Origin of the sequence: Streptomyces sp. NPDC053076, assembly GCF_044546845.1 — a bacterium.
Classification (GTDB): domain Bacteria; phylum Actinomycetota; class Actinomycetes; order Streptomycetales; family Streptomycetaceae; genus Streptomyces.
Genome location: NZ_JBITZL010000001.1, coordinates 1464415 through 1485377, shown reverse-complemented (window position 1 = coordinate 1485377; position 20963 = coordinate 1464415). Strand labels below are relative to the sequence as shown.

The window sequence follows — 20963 nt, the reverse complement described above, 5'->3', positions numbered from 1 at the left end:
GGACGGGGAGACCGGCGCCCCCGCTCCGACCTAGCCGTTCCGTGGGTGCGGCGTCATGACCGCCGCCGGGCTCCCCAGGGGCGGCGGCCGGGAGCACCAGGTGCCGGGGACCCGGGCCCCTCGAGCCGTGCGCGGATCGGGGTTTGCCTCGCGATCCGGCATGTGATCACGCCCTCAGACAGGAGTACCAAGGGTGAACCGCAGGCGTTGCGCCGTCTCCGGCTCCAGGGACTGACACCCTGCTGAAGACGGTCCGGCCCGTCAGCCGAGAGGGCCGTGAAGTGGCGGAGGGTCCGCTCGTCGCTGCTGGGGAGGGGCAGACGTGACGGTTGAGGAAGCCATCGACGGTTCCGCCGCGTTTCTTGAGCCGGACCGGAGCCGTCCGCCGGGCGTGGGGCGCCGGAGGGTGCCCCGGCACGTCGCCTGTGTCATGGACGGCAACGGCCGCTGGGCGGCACGGCGGTCGTTGCCCCGCACATCGGGTCACCGCGCGGCGGAGACGACGGTGATCGACGTGATCGAGGCGGCGCGGGCGGCCGGTGTGGAGTGGCTGAGCCTGTACGCGTTCTCCACGGAGAACTGGCAACGGCCGGGCGCCGAGGTGGACTTCCTGATGCGGCTGGTCCGCCGTGTGGTGCGCAAGCATGCCGCGCTGCTGCACATGCGCGGGATCCGCTGCCGGTTCCTCGGAGTGGCGGATCCGCGGATCCCCCCGGCGCTGACCCAGGACTTCGCCGACCTGATGACGCTGACGGGGGAGAACCGGGGCATGACGCTGACCGTGGCGTTCGATCACGGTGGGCGTGGCGACATCGTGGCGGCGGCACGGTCGCTGATCCGCAGCGGAGTGCCGGCCGAGGCCGTGGACGAGCGGAGTTTCGCCGCTCATCTGCCCTTCCCCGACACACCCGATGTGGACCTCGTCATCCGGACCTCCGGGGAACAGCGCATCTCCAACTTCATGCTCTGGCAGGTCGCCTACGCGGAGTGGATCTTCCCGGCCGTCCTCTGGCCCGACTTCCGCGCGGCGCACTTCCTGAAGTGCCTGCACGACTACCAGCAGCGCGATCGTCGCTTCGGCGGCGTGACGCCGAACGCGAAGGGAGAACGGCGACCGTGACCTACACAGGCGGCAACGGGCCCGCGGACACCGGCGCCGGTGCCGATCACCGCGACCGGGGATCCGGGCCGAGCGCCTTTGACGAGGCGTCCCTCTTCGGCCCGGACAGCCGGTTCCACGAGTTCTTCAGCGATCCGCGCTGGGCGCTGGCCATGGTCCGGGCGACCGTACTGGAGGCCGCCCACCCGCAGGTCGGCGCGGCCCTGATCGACAACTCGACGTTCGTGGCCCACCCTTGGCGCCGGCTGCGCAACACGCTCGTGAGCCTGCAGCGCATGTTCGGCCCGGACGAGGATGTGCGGCGCCGGGAGGCGGCACGGCTCAACCGGCTGCACGCGCGGCTGAAGGGCGCCGACGCGCACGAGCGGCCGTACGACGCCATGGATCCCGAGGTGCGGGCCTGGGTGGTCGCGACCCTCTTCGAGAGCAGCGTCACGATGTGCCGTCTCAGCGGGCAGCCGCTGGAACAGGACGTGATGGAGCAGCTGTACGCCGAATTCCGGGCCTATCTGGCCGCCCTGGACGGCGACGCCCGCCACCTGCCGCGCACGCTCCCGGAGTTCTGGTCGTACTACGACCGTGTGGTCGAGGAGCGGCTGGAGAACACGGAGGCGATGCGCGTCATCCTCTACCGGCTCTTCGACCATCTCCCCGCGCCGCCGCTGCTGAACGGTCTGCCCACCATGTGGGCGGCCGGCCGCGCGGTAGCCGGTCCCGTCATCGGTGTGATCACCGTGGCGTCCCTGCCGGAGCCCTTCCGTCGGCGGGCGGGCCTGCCCGAGATGCCCGGCGCCCAGACCCTGATGCAGAGCGCCTATCTGGCCGTGGGCCTCGCCCGGTTCCTGCCGGACGGCTGGATCCAGCCCGAGGGCATCGCCAAGCTGCTCGCCCTCTCCCCCGGCAGCGACGATCCCCGGGTCCGGACGATCGGCGCGCTGGGCGACCGGATGAAGCGGGCCGGGGCCCTGGTCCGGCTGCTCTCGCCCCTTCCGCCGGAGCCGGATCCGGGCGGGGGGACCGATACGCGCAGCGCCGAGGAGTTCTTCGCGGCGGTGCTGGACCAGACCGGGGACGGCTATGTGGACTGGCCCGATCTCGCCGCCATGGCCCGGGAGATCGCCGGTCGTCTGGACCTGGACGAGCCGGAGGAGACGCGGCTCTACGACGCCTTCGCCGACTGGTGGCGGGAACTCCAGGCGGCCCTCGACACCGACGGCGACGGCCGCGTCAGCGCCCGGGAGTACGCCGAGGCCGTGCCGTCGCTCGCCGGACCGGCCCTGATCAGGGTCGCCGAGGTCCTTTTCGACGCCACCGACACGGACGGCGACCAGCGAGTCGACGGGAACGAGTACCGGGCACTGTTCCGCCGGGGTTTCCGACGGGACATGGCCGGCACCGACGGCACGTACTCGCGCCCCGCGTTCGTGCGGGACTTCCTGTCCTTCATGACGGGCCGCGAGCGCTCGTCCCCGTACGACCCGCTGTTCGCCGACACGTGACGTGCGGCCCGGACGGGGCGACGCGGACGGGGCGGCCAGGACGGGCGGCGTGCCGTCAGCCGAGGCCGAGGACGCTCAGGGTGTGTTCGGCCATGCGCCGCTCACCCAGGGCGTTGGGGTGGACCGGGACGACGTTCTGCCCGAACAGGAGGGGCTCGATCCACCGGGTGCCGACGGCCTGACACGCGTCGTGTCCTGCGGAGACCGCCGAGAAGTCCACGTACGTCGCCCCCGTCTCCTCGGCGGCTCGCCGCACCACGGCGTTGAGGTGGGTCTGGAGGGAGCGCAGGTACGGCACGTCGCCGGTGGCGAGGGGCAGTCTGACGAAGCAGGACGGGTCGGCCGTGGCGGGCGTGATCCACGGGTAGCCGAGCACCGCGACCCGGGCGTGCGGGGCCTTGGTGCGGACGCTGCGGAGCGCGGCTTTCAGCGCCGGATAGGTGTCGGCGTCGATCTGGTCGTCGAAGGACGTCCCGTACCTGTCCTTGCAGGGGCTGCCCTTGCCCGCGCTGAGGACGCCCGCGGTACCGCAGGCGGTCACGGCGTTGATGAAGGTGCCGTTGTCATTGCCGCCGATGGTCACGGTCACCAGGTCGGTGTCGGTGGTGACCGCGTCGGTCTGGGGAGCGACGCCGGGGTACTGGGCCTCGGTGAAGTCCTTGGTCTGGGCGGCACCGCAGGTGACGTCCGTCAGCCGCGCCGCCGTCCGGGAGGCGATGACGTGGGGGTAGTTCGCCGTGGAACGCAGGCAGAGCGGGCTGCTGAGGTCGACGGGGAGGACACCCGAGGCGGCACTGTAACTGTCGCCGAGAGCCGCGTAGTTCAGGGGTGCGGTGGCCTGGGCGGGGGCCGCGGTGAGACCGAGGACCAGCGCGCCGAGGGCAGCGGACGTGGCGGTGAGAACACGACGCAGGGCCGGAATGGGCATGGCTCTCCCTTGTCAGGACGGGACACGGAACGAACGGGCATGGCGGTGCCACGGGCGCGCGGGATCGCGAGAGCGAGGCGGCTCGATCGAGCAAGGACGCGCGAGGGCGGTCCGACGTGCGTAGGCGGTACGAGGTGCGGGTGCAGGCCGAGGTGCAGGGCAGGCCAAGGTGCGGGGCAGGCCGAGGTGCGGGGCAGGCCGAGGTGCGGGGCAGGCCGAGGTGCGAGAACGGTGCGCGAAGGGCGTGCGAGTCGGCGAGGCGTGGCGGACAGCGCACGCACGACGCCGGCGAGAGACCGGCCGCGGGATTACCGCTGGGTTCTACCGATTAGTAATGTGAGGCCGCCGAAACGTGGAGTCAACATTACGGACCGAACCTCTTGAAACACGGACCGCCGCGACCCAAAAAGATTTACGTGTTCGAGATGCGCATCCGGCCGCGGCGGGGGCACTCGTAGGTGAGGAGCACCACTACCAGCTGGAGGCACGACATGATCGCCCTCGGCGTCATCTTGCTCATTATCGGCTTCCTCACAGGAATCTCGATCCTGTGGACCATCGGCATCATCCTGCTGGTGGTGGGAGCCATCCTGTGGATCATGGGATCCATGGGGCACGCGGTCGCCGGTCGTCGCCACTATTGGTGAGGCCACCAGCCGCGACAAGTGATCCCTTCCGGCCCACCCGCCTCGCGGGTGGGCCGGAAGGGGGTGCGGGCCGGCGCGGGCGCAAGGTCGACCGGTGGTAGGTGCCGCCGCCGATGGTGACCACGTTCGACGGATCCTTCAGGCTCAGGTAGGCCACCCCGGGCCGGCCGCCGTAGTGGTAGCAGGCGAAGGTCACCGCGTCACCGTCGACGCCGAGCGCCGTGCCGACGATCCCGCTCCGAGCCGGACTCGTCGGAGTTCGAGACGACCCACCAGCCGCCGCCGGCGCCGAGGTGGGAGCCGTAGGTGTCGACACGGCAGAGCAGCACGTCGGAGTCGATACCGAGGGCCTTCTCCCCGTGCGGGACGATGCCGTGCGCGGTGCATACCGTCCGCCAGGGCGGGTGTCGCCGCGCCCTCCCCCGCCGCGGTCGTCGCGACCGGTGCCGGTACGGCGGCGCGGGGTGCCGGTACGGCGGCGGGTACCGGCACGGCGGCGGCGGGTGCCGCCGGGACGACGAGTGCGGCGGCCCCCAGGAGCGCCGCCGCACCGGATAAAGCGCTTCGCCGGGCTCTCGGTCCTGCCGACGGCTGCTCGCCGCGCGTTCTGGAATGACGCACTGCCTCCCCAACCCCCCACAGCTGCAAAGCCGTTACCGGAGACGGTCCGTCGCCGGGCAGGCCCATGGGAAGCGGTGGTGCGCCGGTGCAGCAACAGGCCGGACCGGACGACCGGCGATTTCCGGCCCCCCGTTCGCCGGACGACTGTCGCGGAGGCGCCCCGGAATTGTCCGTGATCTGTAACAGACGCATCCCGTGATCGATGCCGGCCGTCCTGCCAGGTGCACGGAACCCATCAACACAGCAGGGGGCGGGACGGACATGGCGCGGCATGGCGGGCGGGGATGGTACGGCCGGGTGGTCGCTGCGGCGGTCGGAGTGACGGCGGTGGCCGCCGCGACTTCGGTATGGACGGCGCAGGCCGGCCAGAGCGGCGGCGGGGCCGCCGCACCGGGTGTCTCCGCCCGGCCCACCGCGCCGAAGGCGGCGCCCGTGTCCGAGGAGATCGCCCATGCCTCCGACCGGGGCGCGCACGCGGTCAACATCACCATCGACGACGGCCCGGACCCGTCCTGGACGCCGCAGGTGCTCCAGGTGCTGCGCGACAACGGCGTGAAGGCGACCTTCTGCATGGTCGGCACCCAGGCGGAGGCCCACCCCGACCTGGTCAAGCAGGTGGTGGCCGCGGGTCACCGGCTGTGCGATCACACGGTGTCGCACGACACCACCATGGACACCAAGTCCCAGGACTACCAGTCGCAGCAGATCGTCGACGCCGAACGGCAGATAACCAAGGCGTCGGGCGGTGTGCGGCCGATGTACTACCGGGCCCCGGGCGGCGCCTTCACCCCGTACAGCCGGAAGCTGGCGGCCTCGCACGGGATGCGGCCCCTGGGCTGGAACGTCGACTCCAAGGACTTCGAGCGGCCGGGCAGCGCCGCGATCGTCTCGACCGTCGAGAGCGAGCTGACCAACGGCCCCACGATCCTCTTCCACGACGCGGGCGGCGACCGCTCCCAGACGGTGGAGGCGCTGCGCACCGTGCTGCCCTGGCTGAAGCAGCAGGGGTACGCCTTCGGTTTCCCGGTGCGCTGACGCACCGTCCGGGGGTCTTTGTGCCGCTTGGGCGTTGCACGGTGTGCGTCCGCCGGTCACAGAGTGGTTGAGACCTCTTGTGGGCGTGTTCATGCTGCCTCTAGCCTCCGAGGCGTTGTGCACAGCGAAACCATCATTGCGCATGTTGCAACGCCTCAGCGGAGGAACACTCCATGAACCTGTCCGTCCGTCTTGTCGGGCTCACCGCGCTCGCCGCCACCCTGGCCACCGCGTGCGCGCCCCAGACCTCCGGCAGCTCCGCCTCCGACAAGGACGAGAAGACCGGCACCCTGCGCGTCTGGCTTTTCCAGGAGGTCGACAACCAGCCCAAACAGCGCGTCGTCGACGCCGTACTCGCCGGCTTCGAACGGGCGCACAAGGGCACCGACGTCACCGTCGAGTACATTCCCGTGGAGACCCGCGCCCAGCGCATCAAGGCCGCCTTCAACGACCCCGCGTCCGCACCCGACGTCATCGAGTACGGCAACACCGACACCGCCGGCTACGTACGGGACGGCGGACTCGCGGACGTCACACGCGACTTCACCATGTGGAACGAGGCCAAGGACACCGATCCGACCGCCCGGCAGTCGGTCACCGTGGACGGCAAGGTCTACGGGGCGCCGTACTTCGTCGGCATCCGGGCGCTGTACTACCGGACCGACGTACTGCGCGAACTCGGGCTGCGCGTACCGAAGTCGCAGGCCGAGCTGATCTCCACCGCGAAGAGGATCCGGGCCGCCGAGCCCGACCTGTACGGCCTCGTCGTCGGCGGCGCCTACACCTACGGCGCGATGCCGTTCATCTGGGCCAACGGTGGCGAACTGGCCGCCGGCGAGAGCGGTTCGTACGCCTCCGCCATCGACAGCCCCGCCGCCCGGAAGGGCATCAAGGCGTACACCTCCCTCTTCGGTGACGACAACTGTCCCGCGGCCAAGTGCGCGGGCATGAACGGCAACGACACGGTGACCGCCTTCGTCTCCGGCAAGGCGGCCATGGCGATCGGCGGCAACTTCAGCCACGCCGCCGTGGAGGCCGGGAAGGTCAAGGGGAAGTACGCCGTCGTTCCGCTGCCGGGCGTGCAGCCCGGCTCGATCGCGCCGGCCTTCGCGGGCGGCAACAACATCGGCGTCCTGAAGAGCACCTCGCACCGCACGCTCGCCGTGGACCTGATGAAGCGGCTCGCCTCGAAGAAGACGCAGGGCGCGCTCTTCGACGCGATGGGCTTCCTGCCGACCTTCACGGACGTACGCGAACAGGCCGCCGCCAAGGAGCCGTTCGCCAAACCGTTCGTCGAGACCCTCACCGCGGGCACCAAGTTCGTGCCGGCCTCTCCCGCCTGGGCGCAGATCGACTCCTCGCTGGTGCTGCCGACCATGTTCCAGGAGATAGCCAGCGGCAAGAAGGACGTGGCAGCCGCCTCCGAGGACGCGGCGAAGAGGATGAACGACGCGTTCGGATCCGGGGGGTGACACGGGAGGTGGCTCGGCAAGCCGCTCCGACTTCACCACGGCCCGGCCGAGGACCACGCGCGCGCGGCAGCTGGACACCCTGGCTCTACCTCGCGCCGACCCTCGTCGTCCTCGGCGGGCTGCTGGTCTACCCCGTCTACCAACTCGGACTGATCTCGTTCCTGGAGTACACCCAGGCCCAGGTCAGCGGAGGCGAACCGACCAGCTTCCGGGGCCTGGACAACTACACCGAGCTGTTCGCCGACGACCGGTTCTGGCAGGTGCTGCTGGCCACGGTCGGCTTCGCGGCGGCCTGTGTGGTCTGCACGCTGGCGGTGGGCTGTGCCCTCGCCGTCCTGCTCACCCGCGTCCGCGCCGTCCCACGGCTGGCTCTGACGCTGGCCGCGCTGGGAGCGTGGGCGACACCGGCGATCACCGGTTCGACGGTCTGGCTGTTCCTCTTCGACCCGGACTTCGGTCCGGTCGACCGCCTCCTCGGGCTCGGCGACTTCTCGTGGACGTACGGCCGTTACAGCGCCTTCCTGTTGGTCCTGCTCGAAGTGGTCTGGTGCTCCTTCCCGTTCGTGATGGTCACCGTCTACGCCGGCATCCGTGCCGTGCCGAGCGAGGTCCTGGAGGCCGCCGCCCTGGACGGCGCTTCGCAGTGGCGGATCTGGCGCTCGGTGCTGACGCCCATGCTCCGGCCCATCCTGGTCATCGTCACCGTCCAGTCGGTGATCTGGGACTTCAAGGTCTTCACCCAGATCTACGTGATGACGGGCGGCGGCGGCATCGCGGGCCAGAACCTGGTCCTGAACGTCTACGCCTACCAGAAGGCCTTCGCGTCCTCGCAGTACGGCCTCGGCTCGGCGATCGGCGTCGTGATGCTGCTGATCCTGCTGGCCGTCACGCTCGGGTATCTACGGCTGCTGCGCCGCCACGGGGAGGAACTGTGAGCTTTCCACGCGGTCCGGTTCGGCGCCCCTGGCGGCTGGCCGCGGAGGGGACAGCGCTGCTGGTCGCCCTGGTCGTCGCCTTCCCCCTCTACTGGATGGCGCTCAGCGCCTTCAAACCGGCCGGGGAGATCGAGTCCACCGACCCGAGGCCCTGGACCTCGTCCCCTTCGCTGGAGTCCTTCCGGCGCGTGTTCGAACAGCAGGCGTTCGGCCGGTACTTCGGCAACAGTCTCGTCGTCGCGGTGAGCGTCGTGATCGCCTCCGGGCTGATCGCCTTCCTGGCCGCGACGGCCGTGACGCGCTTCCGGTTCCGCTTCCGGACCACTTTGCTGATCATGTTCCTGGTGGCCCAGATGGTGCCGGCGGAGGCGCTCACCATCCCGATGTTCTTCCTCATGCGCGACTTCGGTCTGCTGAACACCCTGGGTTCGCTGATCCTGCCGCACATCGCCTTCTCGCTGCCGTTCGCGATCTGGATGCTGCGCGGGTTCGTGAAGGCCGTACCGGAGTCCCTGGAGGAGGCCGCGTACCTCGACGGGGCGAGCCGCGCGCGGTTCCTGTGGCAGATCCTTCTCCCGCTCGTCATGCCGGGCCTGTGGCCACGAGCGTGTTCTCCTTCATCTCCGCCTGGAACGACTTCCTGTTCGCCAAGTCGTTCATCATCAGCGACATCTCGCAGTCGACCCTGCCGATGGCCCTGCTGGTCTTCTACAAACCCGACGAGCCCGACTGGGGAGGGGTCATGGCCGCGTCGACGGTGATGACGGTCCCGGTCCTGCTGTTCTTCGTCCTCGTGCAACGCCGCCTGGTCTCCGGGCTGGGCGGAGCGGTGAAGGACTGACGGACGGAGCATCGCCGTGAGGGAAAACCGCTGGTCGGTGCCTCGGGCGCGATGCTGAAATGGGACGGTGCGAGACGATGAGACGACGCTCGTGGACCGGGGGCGGTACCCGGACGCGGTGACTCCGTGGGAAGAGGAGCCCTGGCGTGCCGCGGCCCTCGACTGGGTGGCCGACACGGTCGCCGGACAGGGCCTGCGCGTGGACGGCGCCCTGGAGGTGCGGTTGCGGCCGTGGTCCGTGCTGGTGCGGGTGCCCGTCGCGGGCCGGTCGGCCGTGTGGTTCAAGGCGAACCCGCCGGCCAGCGCGTTCGAGGGCCCGCTGACCGCGGCCCTGGCCCGCTGGGTGCCGGAGCATGTGCTGCGTCCGCTGGCCGTCGACGCCGCGCGTGGCTGGGCGCTCTTCCCGGACGGGGGCGACCTGTTCCGGACCGTACTCGGCAGGGAACAGGTGCAGCCGCGGGAGTGGGAGACCCTGCTGCGCCAGTACGCGAGCATGCAGTACGAGCTGGTGCCGCGCGCCGACGAGATCGAGCGGCTGGGGGTGCCCGCCGCCCGCACGCTCGGCCTGCCCGCGGTGTTCGACGAGTTGCTCGCCGGGAACACCGTGCTCGGCCCGGACGAGCGTGCCCGGCTGGACGGTCTGCGGCCCCGCCTCGCGGACTGGTGCGCGGAACTCGCCTCCCTCGGGATCCCGGACACCCTCGACCACGCGGACCTGCACGACGGCCAGCTGTTCCGGCCGGCGGCGGGCCGGTTCACCTTCTTCGACTGGGGCGACGCCGCCGTGTCCCACCCGTTCTGCAGCTTGCGCGTCACGGCCGAACGAGCATGCGAGCGCTACGGGCCGCAGGTGCTGCCCCGCCTGCTCGACGCCTATCTGGAGCCCTGGACGGGCAACGGCCGCACGGCGGCGGAGCTGCGGCGCGCGGCAGCGCTCGCCTGGCGGCTGAGCGTCCTGAGCCGGGCCGCCGCCTGGGGCCGGATGTTCCCCGGCGCGTCCGGCGCCGGAACGGGAGCCGCGCAAACCGCCGGACCGGGGGCAGCGCGAGCCACCGAGCCGGGAGCGGCACGAACCACCGAGCCGGGGCCGCCACCAACCGCCGGGCCGGGGGCCGCCCAGGCCGCCGAGCCGGGGGCGGCGCGGGCCACCGGGCCGGGGGCCGCCCAGGCCGCCGAGCCGGGAGCGGCGCAGACCGCCCGGTGGCTGCTGGCGCTCCTGACCGGGCCGCCGTTCCGGGCCGGCTGAGCGGTCCCCGCTCGCACGCGCCGGTCAGGGCAGCGGGGTGCCTCCGGTCGCGTTGAGGATCTCCGCGGTGATGAAGCTCGCCTCCGGAGAGGCGAGGTAGACGTAGGCGGGGGCCAGCTCGGCGGGCTGGGCCGGGCGGCCGAGCGGGCTCTGCTTACCGAACTCCGCCGTATCGGGCATGGTCGACGGGATGAGCGGGGTCCACACCGGACCGGGGGCGACCGCGTTGACCCGGATGCCGCGCTCGGCGACCATCTGGGCCAGCCCCTGGGTGAAGGTGACGATCGCCCCCTTCGTCATCGCGTAGTCGAGCAGGTGCGGGCTGGGCTTGTACGCCTGCACCGACGTGGAGTTGATCACGCAGCCCCCGGCCGGGATGTGCGGCAGCGCGAACTTGGTCAGCCAGAACATCCCGTACAGGTTCGTCCGCATCACCCGGTCGAACTGCTCGGTGGTGATCGCCTCGATGCCGTCCGGCTGGGACATCTGGTACGCGGCGTTGTTCACGAGGACGTCGATCCGGCCGAACTCGGCGACCGCGCGCTGGATCAGCGACCGGCAGTTGTCCTCGTCGCGGATGTCGCAGGGCACGGCGACCGCCTTGCGTCCCGCGTCCTCCACCAGCCGGGACGTCTCGCGGGCGTCGTTCTCCTCCTCGGCGAGGTGGGTGAAGAGCACGTCGGCGCCCTCGCGGGCGAAGGCGAGCGCCACCGCGCGTCCGATGCCGGAGTCCCCTCCCGTGATCACTGTCCTGCGGCCGTCGAGACGGCCGGTGCCGCGGTAGGACTCCTCCCCGTGGTCGGGCGGCGGGTCCATCGGTCCGGTCCAGCCCGGATGCGGCTGGTCCTGGGAGGGGAAGTCGGGGCGTGCGTGCTGGGTGACCGGGTTCGGCCGGTCACCGTGCCGGTCCGTCACTGTGGCCTCCTGTGGGTCGGCGAACGGGGCAGGCGACCGGGTTCCCTCCTTGCCGCGGGCGAAAAGCGTGCCGCGCCGGTCAGGCCGTCGGGGTGTTCGGCCCCATGGCGCGCATCCGGTCCCGGCGGGCGAGGTTGTAGATCCGCAGGAGATGCTTCGCCACGGCACAGGGCGCGGCGTCGGCGTGGCACTGGCGGCACGTCCGCATGTGCTGCTCGTAGGTGAGGCGCGCGTTTTCCAACGCGTCGTTGACAGAAGACATGGACTTCTCCGGGCAGGGCGCGTCCGGGGACGGCGCCAAGTTGACTGACTGGTACACCCAGAGAAGGTGATCATGTTACTGGCGGTACTGGGAAACCCGTACGGTCGCCGGTCCGCCGCACCCCCTTTCACCCGGCAGAGCCGAAGCCGATGTGCCGCCTCTTCGTTGTCCCGGGTGATCCGTACCACAACGGCCGGCGACCACGCGAAGGACCCACACCATGGCCTCAACTCCCCTGTGCATCGGTGTAGTCGCTCCGCTGACGGGACGGCTGGCCCCGCTCGGGGGCGCCGCTCACTCATGTACTGCGCGCGCCGGCGCCTCACCTCACGCACGTCCGCAACGGCGGCCTGCGGTACGAGGCGGCCGTCACCGTGCGCGACAGCCGCTCCGAGCCGGAGGCCGCCGCCGGGCGGTGCGCGGCCTGCGGGACGAGGAGGGCGCCCACATCGGGCCGACCGCGGTCAGCGACGCCGGCCGGCCGGAGGTGCCGCTGTCCGGGGAGCTGTCCCCGGCGCGGTGAGCACGGTCACCCGCTCCGGTCCTCGCGCAGTGCCCGCGCGTGGTCCAGGAAGGCGGTCAGCCCCACCTCGAAGGCGCGGTCGGCCCGGCCCTCGCCCACCGCGGCGAGCGCTTCGGCCAGGCGCGGGGTCGGAGTGCCGTCCGTCAGCTCCCACATGGCCTCGGGGGCGGCCAGGTCGAGGGCCGAGCCCAGCACCAGGTTCTCCAGGGCCATGACCAGCGGCATGATCCCGGCCGGGTCGAAGCCCGCGTCGAGGAGTACGCCGACCGCGCGCTCGTACTGCGCCAGGACCCGGGGCGCGCGGACCGGCGAGGTCATGAGCAGCGGGATCACGCGGGGATGGGCGGCGAACGCGGCCCGGTAGGACCGCGCCCACGCCCCGACCGCCGCGTCCCACGGAGTGAGGTCCCCGGCGATGAACTCGTCGACGCCCCGGTGGTGTTGACGGTGACCGGCGGCAGGTCACACACCGGGGGCCGGTGCGGCCGGGACGGTAGGGTGGTCGTACGGCATCGCGTGTCGGTCACCGGCCGGGTGAGGCATGGAGGTGCCCGTGAGATTGCCCTCGGAGGCATTTCACTCATGTCAGTCGAGTTGAACCACACCATCGTCCACGCCCGGGACAACCGGGAGTCCGCCGCGTTCCTGGCGCACATCCTGGGTCTGCGGGTCGGGCCCGAGTGGGGCCCGTTCGTCCCCGTCGCCACGAGCAACGGGGTGACCCTGGACTTCGCCACGATCCCGGCGGAGTCGATCGTCATGCAGCACTACGCCTTCCTCGTCTCCGAGGAGGAGTTCGACGCGGCGTTCGCCCGCATCCGGCAGGCCGGGGTCACCTACTACGCCGATCCGCACCGGAAGCAGCCGGGCGAGATCAACCACCACCACGGCGGCCGCGGCCTGTACTTCATGGATCCGGCCGGGCACGGCATGGAGATCATCACCCGCCCCTACGGCAGCCACGAGCAGCCGACGGAGTCCTGAGGACAAGGGGCGGGCCGGGACGAGGGTCCCGGCCCGCCCCGGTCGGCCGGGCCCGGCCGCCGCGGGGCACACTGTGGGGGTGAGCGACTTCCGCCTGGTCGACCAGGACCCCGCCCCGGAGTGGTACGGACGCCTGCGGGCGCAGGGCGAGGACCTCTCCCCCGCCGACTGGCTCGGCCGACCCGGGTCGGGACAGGGTGCCTTCGGCACGGTGGCGGGCATCGCGGCGCCGGGCTTCGCCGCCTACGCACGGATCCTGCACCCGGCCGAGCTCGACCGGGGGCCGGTGCGCTGGTCGACGGTGGCCGCCGCCCATGGGACGCGGGTGGGCCCGACCTCACGCTGGCACGAGGTCATCGGGACGGACCAGGACTACGTCAACCGCTCCGACCACGGTCTGGCCGGCGTGTGGGACGAGCATCCCGCCGAGGGCCCGACCCCGCCGGAGGTCGCCCGGACACTGCTGCCCGTGCTGGCCCGGCACACCAGGACTCCGGAGCAGTGCTGGTTCGGGCTGTGGCACGGCTACGGACGCTGGAACTGGAACCGGTTCCCGACGTTCGAGACGCCGGGCCGGGACGAGGTCCTGTTGTCCGGCCGACTGGCCGACGTCGTCTCCCCGGTGACCCTGGACGAGTTCGCCGAACTTCCCGACCTGTGGTGGCCGCGGGACCGCGCCTGGTGTCTGGGCGGGGACGTGGATCTGGTCAGCACCTACGTCGGCGGGTCACCGGAGCTGATCGCCGACCTGCTGGCCGCGACGGACCTGGAGGCACATCCGGTGAACCCGAACGACCTCGTCGGCTGACCCGCACCACCGCACGCGAGTCGAACAGACCGCCGATCGCGGGGGGACAGGGAGCGCCGCTACCCCGCCGCGAGCATCGTGACGGGCACACCCGTCCGGTTCGACGTGTCGCCCTCCACCGTGCCCTCGCCGATCCGCCGACCGCCCCCGTCGGCGGCCACGAGGACCGACTCGAAGATCCGGAATCCGGTCCGGCTGCGGTGCGGGAAGGCGGTAGACGTTCCGCCCGGCGTTCCAGGCGGGGTGCGTCGTCGCAGGTCAAGCGGCGTTCCAGCGTTCCAGCGTCCCAGAACCGCCGGTCGGGCTGGCGGCTGGGACGACCGGCGCCGCAGGGTTGGTCCGTCCGAGCAGGCCACCGCCACCGCGGTGACGCGGCGCTCGGACGTCCGTCCGTGGAACCGGCGCCGTGCGCCTCCGGACGATCCCTTTCAGGCACCACTCCACAGAAGGCAGTCCTTCCATGCGCCTCTCCAACCGCCTCACCACCCGTGCCGCGGTCCCGTCCGTCTTCGTCGCCGCGCTGGCGCTGGTCGGCGTGCAGGCGGCCGCCCAGTCGGCCGCCGCCGCCCCCGCGAAGACCTCGACGATCGCCGCCTGTTCCACCGCCCACACGCAGCTGACGGTCAGCCCGGTGACCCGGCCCATCAACCACCTGCTGCTGAAGGCGACCAACACCGGCACCCAGCCGTGCAACGCCTACGGCGCCCCCTACCTCAGGGCCGGCGCCGACGCCCAGGCGGCCGTGACGTGGAACGACGACACTGTCCCGCAGGCGGTGATCACGCTCGCTCCGGGCGAGTCCGCCTACGCGGGCATCGCCACCTCCACGCCCGACGGCGTCGAGGGCTACACGGCGAAGACACTCGGCGTGCTCTTCTCCAACCGGCCGATGAACGGCTCGGTCGGCGCCGAGAAGACGCTGAAACTGCCCGGCGGCGGGGTCTACTTCAACAGCGCCGCCAGCGTCACCTACTGGCAGGACAACATCGACGACGCGCTCTTCGGCTGAGCCCCGGCGCGACCGGGAGCGGGCCGCGGACCTGACGGACCGTAAGCCGCCTGCGACGGGCGGGCGCCACCGGGGAGACCTGGTGGCGCCCGCCCCGCTCCCGACCCGCCCCGCTCCCGACCCGCTCCGCTCTCGACCCGCTCCCCGCGAGTGGGACGCCCGGGCCGGCCCTTCGCCTCCCGGTGCGGCTACTCGCCGGGGGCTACGGTACGAGCCATGATGCGCGCCGCCTCTTCGATCAGCTTCTCCTCCACCGGAGCATCCTGCGCCGGCTTGGTGGACAGGACGGCCAGCACGACCGGCGTCCCCCGGGTCGTCCAGGCCACGCCGATGTCGTTCGCCGTCGCGTACGAGCCCGTGCCGGTCTTGTCGGCAAGGACCCAGCCCCGCGGCAGACCGGCCCGGAACCGTGCCGCGCTGGTCGTGTTGCCCTTCAGCCAGGTGACGAACCGCTCCCGGTCGGCGGGGGCCAGGGCCCGGCCGAGGGCGACGCGCTCCAGGCTCGCGGCGACGGCCTCCGGGGTCGTGGTGTCGCGCCGGTCGCCGGGGATCGCGGTGTTCAGCTCCGGCTCCCACCGGTCCAGCCGGCTCACCTGGTCGCCGAGCGACCGGTAGAAACGGGTGAGGCCGGGCGGGCCGCCGATCTCACGGAGCAGCAGGTTGCCGGCCGCGTTGTCGCTGTACTGGATCGCGGCCGCGCACAGGTCGGCCACGGTCATGCCGCCGGCCTGGTTCTCCGCCGTGCGCGGCGAGTTGGGCAGGAGGTCCAGCGGCGGATAGTGGATCACCCGGTTCAGCGGCGCGCAGCCGGCGTGGTCGCGCAGGACCGCCGCCGCGGCGAACGCCTTGAACGTCGAGCACATCGCGAACCGCTCCCCCGCCCGGTGGGTCAGGGTCCGCCCGGTGCGGACGTTGCGGGCGTAGACGCCGAGCCGGGCGCCGTAGCGCTGCTCCAGCCCGGCCAGCTCGGCCTGTCCGGCGCGCGATCCGGCGCCCGGGGCCGCGGACGCGGCGGGCGCGGAGAGGACCGTCGCCGTCACGGCGGTGCCGGTGAACGCGAGACCGGCCTTGAGCAGGCCGCGGCGGGGCAGCGGGGCGGGGCGGTCGGGGCTGGTCATGGGCGAGGTCCTCCCGGATCGTCCGTGGTCTACGTCGATCTTCGACGAGCACAGCGAAACAGCCGGAGCCCCTTCATGTCCAAGAGGGAACTTTGAAGAACCCATGCCTCATTGATATGAGTGCGGGGTGGATCTGCTGGCACACCTAGAGGCGTATGTGGCGACGGCCGACGAGGCGGGCTTCTCCCGGGCGGCCGACCGGCTCGGCATCGCCCAGCCACTGCTCAGCCGCCGTATCAAGACGCTGGAAGAGCACTGGGGTGGCGCGCTGTTCGACCGTTCCCGGCGCCGGATCGCGACCACCGAGCTGGGGGTGCTGCTGCTCCCGTACGCACGGGACGTGCTCGACCGTGCCCAGCGGCTGCGGCAGGTCGCCCGCTCGGCCGGGCGGTCACGGGTGCGTGCCGTCGGAGTGCCCGCGGACTGCGCTCCGGCCGGCCTCGCCCGGGCCCTCCGCGCCGGCACCGAGCACGGGATCACGCTCGGCATGCGGGAACTGCCGCCTTCGGAACGGGAGTCCGGACTGACCGAAGGATCGCTCGAGTACGCTCTGGTGCGGACCGCGCCGGAACAGGCCGCGTATCTGGCGCCGTTGGGGCTGGCGTCCGCCCCGGAGCCGGACGCGACGGGGAGCGGGCTCACCCGGCGTGCGGTCCACCTCGAAGAGCTCCGGCCGCGTCGCGGTCGCGCCGTCGAACGTACCGGCCCGCCTCCCCTGCTGCTCCTGACCGAGGATCAAGTGCGTTACTTCGAAGACAGGCTGGCGCGTGCCGCCGCGCGCTCCGGGCTGCCCGAGGGGCGCGTCCGGCCGGCCGGACCGGCGGCCACCGCGCTCGCCGAGACGCTGGCGGGCCGGGCACTGTTGCTGTGCACCGAACCGTTCGCCCGGCAGCACGGGGCGCACTGGAGGCCCCTCGCCGACCGTGCGTTGCACCGGGGGTACGACGTGAGCGCCGCCCTCGGCCGCAACGGCACGGAAGACGTGCCGGAGTGGCTGGCCGGGCCGCTCGCGTCGGCCGTGGGCGCCGTGCCCCGCCGGCGCCGCGGGCCGGAACCCGGGGCCGCGGGCGAGGACGTTCCCGCGCGGCTGGCGGCGCGCGGATGAGCGCGGCGGCGGCGCACCACCCGGTGTGCACCGGCGACCACGGTGTCCTCATGGACGTCGCCGAGGCCGTCGCCGCGGACTGGGCGGCACTCGGCGTCCGTGGCTCCTTCCTGGCCCGCAATCTCGACACCGGAGAGCAACTGGGCTTCGACGTCGACGAGTCGACGCCGCTCGCGTCGGTGGCGAAGGTTCCGCTCGCCCTGGTCGTGCTGGACCGGATCGCGAGCGGGGAGCTCGATGCGGCGCACCCGGTGACGGTGGACCCGGGGACGAGCAGCGTCGGCCCCACCGGTCTCGCCGCCTTCCGGCATCCGGCCACCGTGGCCGTCGGCGATCTGCTGCTGCTGATGCTGTCGGTGAGCGACAACGCCGCCGCCGACGCGCTGTTCGGCCTGGTGCCGGTGGCGGAGGTCGACGCGCGGCTGCGGGCGTGGGGGTGCGACGGGGTCCGGGTGCGGCACCGGATGAATCACCTCTACGAGTGCGCGGCCGGTGCCGCCGGCAACGACTTCTCCCTCGCGCTGGCACTGGCCCTCCGGGACGAGGGGGCGGGCCGGCACACCATCGAGACCCTGGATCCGGCGCACGCCAACGCAGGATCGGCCGCGGCGCTCGTGGACCTGCTGCAACGCGTGTGGTGCGACGAGATCGCCGTCCCCCCGGCGACGGCGGAGCTGCGCCGGCTGATGGGACACCAGGTCTTCACCCAGCGGCTGGCGAGCGAGCTGCGCGCGGACACGCTGCGGTGGAGTGGGAAGACCGGTACGTTCTTGCACCTGCGGCACGAGATCGGCGTGGTCGAGGCGGACTCCGGGGATCGCGTGGCGATGGCCGCGCTGACCCGTGCGAACCGCCGCGCCGGGCTGGCACCGGACATCGACCTCGCGATCGGGGTCGCGGGGCGGGAGGCGTTCGAGGCGTTGCGCTGCCGCTGAGCGGCGCCGCCCGGATCCGCGCCGTCGGATCGGCACCGCTCGGATGGCGCCGTCGGATCAGCGCCTCCCGGGGGGAGGCCGCCGGGTGGATGCGGGCCCATGTGCGGTGTCGCGCCCACGTGACGGAGCCACGTGACGAACACAGCCCGGCGAGGAGCCGCACGCCCAACACAGCCCCGCCACGGAGCCGCACGTCGCACGCAGCCCGGCCACGGAGCCACATGTCGAACGGAGCAGCCCCGCCACGGAGCCGCACGCCGGAACACAGCCCCCGTCCCCTTCGGGTGCCGTGCCGGGCGGCGTGGCAGGGCGGCTCAAGGGAGCAGCCGCTGTTCCTTCGCCACCGCGACCGCGCCCGCCCGGGTGTCGACGCCGAGCTTGTCGTAGATGCGGCGCAGATGCGTCTTCACCGTGGCCTCGCTGATGAAGAGGGCCCGGGCGATGGCGTGGTTGGCCAGGCCGCGGGAGAGGTGCGCGAGGATGTCCCGTTCGCGGGGGGTGAGGGCGGGGCGCGGGTTCCGCAGGCGGGACATGACCCGGCCGGCGACCGGCGGTGAGAGTGCCGGCCGGCCCTGGGCGGCTGCCTGGATGGCGGTGAAGAGGTCCTCGGCGCCCTCGGCCTTCAGCAGATAGCCCGTGGCGCCCGCCTCGATGGCTCGGGTGACGTCGGCATCGGTGTCGTACGTGGTCAGGACCAGGACGTGCGGGGCGGGCGACGTGGCGCGCAGCCGGCGGGTGGTCTCGACGCCGTCGATGCCCTCGCCCAGTTGCAGATCCATCAGGACGACGTCCGGGGCGGTCTTGCGGGCCAGGGCGAGTGCCTCCTCGCCGGTGCCGGCCTCGCCGACGACCTCGATGTCCGGCGCGCTGTGCAGGAGCGCCAGCAGGCCGGCTCGTACGACGGCGTGGTCGTCGCAGACGAGGATCCGCACCGGTGTCCGCGGGGTCGTCTCGCGGAGGTGGGTCATCGCGGCTCCAAAGGGATGGCGGCCGACAGGGCCGTGCCCTCGCCCGGCGCCGACTCGATGGTGAGGGTGCCACCCAGCTGACGCAGCCGGGCGCGGATGGCGGGCAGACCGTGACCGCGCGGCTCGGCCGCGTCGGCCGCGGGATCGGAGCCCGCGGCACCGGCGGTGCCGGGGCCGGCCGGGGTGCGTGGGTCGAAGCCGTGGCCGTCGTCCGTGACGTCCAGGACGATCTGGTCGTCCAGGCAGGTCAGGGTGAGGGTGGCGGTCGTGGCCGCCGCGTGTTCGCGGACGTTGGCGAGGGCGCCCTGGGCGATGCGCAGCAGGGCCGATTCGACGGGAGCGGGCAACGGTCGGGGCGGGCTGCCCTCGGCGTGGACCCGGACGGTGAGCGCGGGTGTCGTCTCCCGTTCGGCGACGGTGTGCAGGGCCTGGAGCAGGCCCCCTCCCTCGGCCAGGTCGGCCGGGGTCAGGTCGTGGACGAAGCGGCGGGCCTCGGCGAGGCTGCGCTCGGCGATCGCCGCCGCGGTACGGACGTGGTGCCGGGCGGTCTCCGGCGCGGTGTCCCACAGGCGGTCGGCCGCCTGGAGAAGCATGCGCTGGCTGGACAGGCCCTGGGCGAGGGTGTCGTGGATCTCCCGGGCCAGACGCTCCCGTTCGGCGAGGGTGCCCTCGCGGCGCTCGGTGGCGGCGAGCTCGCGCCGGGTGTGGACCAGATCGTCGATCAGGGCGTCCTGGCGGGCGGCCTGGCGCTGCATGACGACGAACACGGTGGTGGCCACGGCGGCCACGGCCGGCGGTGCCAGCAGCACGTTCGGGTCCGGCCAGCCCGCCAGGCCGAGCTGAGTGGCCACCGTGAGCGCCGTCAGCAGCGCCACCAGCGGGATCGCGGCGCGGGGCGGGAGCGTGCGTAGGCCGGTGTAGAAGAGGGGGACCGCGCACCAGGCGAAGCTCGGGGCCAGCACGACGAGCAGCGCCCAGGCCGCCACGACCAGCCCGAGCCAGATCAGCCGGCGCGGTGCGGGGCGGGTGCCGACGGCGGGGCCGAGGACGTAGAGCACGGCCAGCAGCACGGACAGGGCGATCACCCAGGGCGTGTGCGGTCCGTCGGCGTGCCGGGCCAGATAGCGGGCGACGGACGCGGACAGCAGCACGAAGAACGCCGTGTGCATGACGACAGTGAGGGCGCGGGCGTCGTCGCGTTCGGGTACGGCCACCTCCGGCACCTCCCTCGACTCCGCGCTGAACTGGGCAAACACCCTCCATTGTGCCCAGGTGCGGTACCCGCTGGGTCATCCGATCGGATGACCCCCCTGGCAACCGGTCCGGCGACGGGACGCGGCCTCACCAGGGCCCACGATCGGTACCGGGAGCGATTCCGCCCCCAGCCCCGGCTCTACCGGAAGGTCCCCAGCATGCCCAGCCGCAAGAAGTCCGCCAGCCGTATCCGCGTCCTCATGGGCGGCGCCGCCCTGGCCGTCGTCGGTGCCGGTGTCGTCGGCACGGTCGCCGCCCGCGCCGCCGACTCCACGGACGCCACGCCCGCCGCCGCTCCCGTGGCGGCCCGGAACGGCGCGCTGACCCAGAGCACCCACCTCACCCTGGACGCCGCCACGAAGGCGGCGCGCGCGGCGGTGGAGGCGGCCGAGAAGGAGGGCCGGCAGGTGTCGGTGGCCGTCGTCGACCGCAACGGAAACACCCTGGTCATCCTGCGCGGGGACGGAGCGGGACCGCAGTCGTACGAGTCCGCCGAGCGCAAGGCGTTCACCGCGGTCTCCTGGAACGCCCCCACCTCGGAGCTGGCCAAGCGGCTGGCGCAGGCACCGAATCTGAAGGACATTCCGGGCACCCTCTTCCTGGCCGGCGGCACGCCGGTGACCGCCAAGGGTGCCCCGGTCGCGGGGATCGGCGTCGCGGGCGCACCGTCGGGCGACCTGGACGAGCGGTACGCGCAGGCGGGCGCGGCGGTGCTCGGCCGCTGACGCGACGGCCGCG

Annotated in this window: 19 protein-coding genes and 3 pseudogenes; 14 read left to right on the top strand and 8 right to left on the bottom strand. The window is 72.6% G+C overall.

Annotated features, from left to right (window positions below):
* Nucleotides 1-340: 340 nt before the first annotated feature.
* Together uppS and ACIGYR_RS05955 are read left to right on the top strand one after the other, a co-directional pair.
* Nucleotides 341-1120, top strand: a complete 780-nt coding sequence (uppS, locus tag ACIGYR_RS05960; protein ID WP_399602336.1) for a polyprenyl diphosphate synthase — start codon at nt 341-343, stop codon at nt 1118-1120.
* Nucleotides 1117-2619 (top strand): oxygenase MpaB family protein, encoded by a 1503-nt coding sequence (locus tag ACIGYR_RS05955; protein ID WP_399601672.1) that lies wholly within the window; start codon nt 1117-1119, stop codon nt 2617-2619. Before uppS ends, ACIGYR_RS05955 begins: the two co-directional genes overlap by 4 nt.
* Nucleotides 2620-2674: 55 nt before the next feature.
* On the opposite strand, the gene ACIGYR_RS05950 is transcribed toward ACIGYR_RS05955, so the two are convergent.
* The gene (locus tag ACIGYR_RS05950; RefSeq protein ID WP_399601669.1) at nt 2675-3547 is read right to left on the bottom strand and encodes an SGNH/GDSL hydrolase family protein; all 873 of its coding nucleotides are present in this window, start codon (nt 3545-3547) and stop codon (nt 2675-2677) included.
* A 491-nt stretch (nt 3548-4038) separates the two neighbouring features.
* On the opposite strand from ACIGYR_RS05950, the gene ACIGYR_RS05945 reads away from it, so the two are divergent.
* Entirely contained in the window at nt 4039-4194 is a 156-nt protein-coding gene (locus tag ACIGYR_RS05945; RefSeq protein ID WP_391837367.1) for a DUF6131 family protein, read from the top strand.
* A gap of 200 nt (nt 4195-4394) precedes the next feature.
* Here ACIGYR_RS05945 and ACIGYR_RS05940 read toward each other — a convergent pair whose 3' ends face one another.
* Entirely contained in the window at nt 4395-4523 is a 129-nt protein-coding gene (locus ACIGYR_RS05940; protein ID WP_399601666.1) for a hypothetical protein, read from the bottom strand.
* 553 nt (nt 4524-5076) lie between these two features.
* On the opposite strand from ACIGYR_RS05940, the gene ACIGYR_RS05935 reads away from it, so the two are divergent.
* From ACIGYR_RS05935 to ACIGYR_RS05915, 5 genes and pseudogenes are all read left to right on the top strand, one after another.
* Complete coding sequence (locus ACIGYR_RS05935) at nt 5077-5850, top strand: polysaccharide deacetylase family protein (protein ID WP_391837369.1); 774 nt, start codon at nt 5077-5079, stop codon at nt 5848-5850.
* Between the two features lie 173 nt (nt 5851-6023).
* Nucleotides 6024-7322 carry an extracellular solute-binding protein gene (locus tag ACIGYR_RS05930; protein ID WP_399601662.1) on the top strand — a complete coding sequence of 433 codons (1299 nt, stop codon included), beginning with the start codon at nt 6024-6026 and terminating at the stop codon, nt 7320-7322.
* Between the two features lie 8 nt (nt 7323-7330).
* Nucleotides 7331-8257, top strand: coding sequence for a carbohydrate ABC transporter permease (locus ACIGYR_RS05925; RefSeq protein ID WP_399601659.1), 927 nt, complete (start codon nt 7331-7333; stop codon nt 8255-8257).
* A pseudogene (locus ACIGYR_RS05920) lies at nt 8254-9098 on the top strand (carbohydrate ABC transporter permease). The gene ACIGYR_RS05925 and the pseudogene ACIGYR_RS05920 overlap by 4 nt, the downstream one beginning before the upstream one ends.
* Nucleotides 9099-9165: 67 nt before the next feature.
* Nucleotides 9166-10125 (top strand): annotated as a pseudogene (locus tag ACIGYR_RS05915) (aminoglycoside phosphotransferase family protein); the annotation flags it as partial.
* 243 nt (nt 10126-10368) lie between these two features.
* Here the strand turns inward: ACIGYR_RS05915 and ACIGYR_RS05910 are convergent.
* The 3 genes and pseudogenes from ACIGYR_RS05910 to ACIGYR_RS05900 all read right to left on the bottom strand — a co-directional run.
* Nucleotides 10369-11259, bottom strand: a complete 891-nt coding sequence (locus ACIGYR_RS05910) for an SDR family oxidoreductase (RefSeq protein WP_399601657.1) — start codon at nt 11257-11259, stop codon at nt 10369-10371.
* Between the two features lie 79 nt (nt 11260-11338).
* Nucleotides 11339-11521: a hypothetical protein gene (locus ACIGYR_RS05905; RefSeq protein WP_399601655.1), complete on the bottom strand. Its 183-nt coding sequence runs from the start codon at nt 11519-11521 to the stop codon at nt 11339-11341.
* A gap of 529 nt (nt 11522-12050) precedes the next feature.
* Nucleotides 12051-12452: pseudogene (locus ACIGYR_RS05900) on the bottom strand (TetR/AcrR family transcriptional regulator C-terminal domain-containing protein); the annotation flags it as partial.
* A 174-nt stretch (nt 12453-12626) separates the two neighbouring features.
* On the opposite strand from ACIGYR_RS05900, the gene ACIGYR_RS05895 reads away from it, so the two are divergent.
* From ACIGYR_RS05895 to ACIGYR_RS05885, 3 genes are all read left to right on the top strand, one after another.
* Nucleotides 12627-13028: a VOC family protein gene (locus ACIGYR_RS05895; protein WP_399601652.1), complete on the top strand. Its 402-nt coding sequence runs from the start codon at nt 12627-12629 to the stop codon at nt 13026-13028.
* Between the two features lie 79 nt (nt 13029-13107).
* Nucleotides 13108-13836: a hypothetical protein gene (locus ACIGYR_RS05890; RefSeq protein WP_399601649.1), complete on the top strand. Its 729-nt coding sequence runs from the start codon at nt 13108-13110 to the stop codon at nt 13834-13836.
* A 460-nt stretch (nt 13837-14296) separates the two neighbouring features.
* On the top strand, nt 14297-14845 hold the full coding sequence (locus tag ACIGYR_RS05885) for a DUF4232 domain-containing protein (RefSeq protein WP_399601646.1): 549 nt from the start codon (nt 14297-14299) through the stop codon (nt 14843-14845).
* A 188-nt stretch (nt 14846-15033) separates the two neighbouring features.
* Here ACIGYR_RS05885 and bla read toward each other — a convergent pair whose 3' ends face one another.
* Nucleotides 15034-15963 (bottom strand): class A beta-lactamase, encoded by a 930-nt coding sequence (gene bla / locus ACIGYR_RS05880; protein WP_399601643.1) that lies wholly within the window; start codon nt 15961-15963, stop codon nt 15034-15036.
* A 127-nt stretch (nt 15964-16090) separates the two neighbouring features.
* Here bla and ACIGYR_RS05875 point away from each other — a divergent pair, with 127 nt between their 5' ends.
* Together ACIGYR_RS05875 and ACIGYR_RS05870 are read left to right on the top strand one after the other, a co-directional pair.
* A complete protein-coding gene (locus ACIGYR_RS05875) occupies nt 16091-17068 on the top strand; it encodes a LysR family transcriptional regulator (RefSeq protein WP_399601640.1) in 978 nt (325 codons plus the stop codon).
* Nucleotides 17065-18003: a serine hydrolase gene (locus ACIGYR_RS05870; RefSeq protein ID WP_399601637.1), complete on the top strand. Its 939-nt coding sequence runs from the start codon at nt 17065-17067 to the stop codon at nt 18001-18003. The genes ACIGYR_RS05875 and ACIGYR_RS05870 overlap by 4 nt, the downstream gene beginning before the upstream one ends.
* Before the next feature lie 314 nt (nt 18004-18317).
* Here ACIGYR_RS05870 and ACIGYR_RS05865 read toward each other — a convergent pair whose 3' ends face one another.
* Entirely contained in the window at nt 18318-18971 is a 654-nt protein-coding gene (locus ACIGYR_RS05865; protein WP_391837393.1) for a response regulator, read from the bottom strand.
* Nucleotides 18968-20194 carry a sensor histidine kinase gene (locus ACIGYR_RS05860; protein ID WP_399602333.1) on the bottom strand — a complete coding sequence of 409 codons (1227 nt, stop codon included), beginning with the start codon at nt 20192-20194 and terminating at the stop codon, nt 18968-18970. The genes ACIGYR_RS05865 and ACIGYR_RS05860 overlap by 4 nt, the downstream gene beginning before the upstream one ends.
* A gap of 189 nt (nt 20195-20383) precedes the next feature.
* Here ACIGYR_RS05860 and ACIGYR_RS05855 point away from each other — a divergent pair, with 189 nt between their 5' ends.
* Entirely contained in the window at nt 20384-20950 is a 567-nt protein-coding gene (locus ACIGYR_RS05855; protein ID WP_399601633.1) for a heme-binding protein, read from the top strand.
* Nucleotides 20951-20963 lie beyond the last annotated feature (13 nt).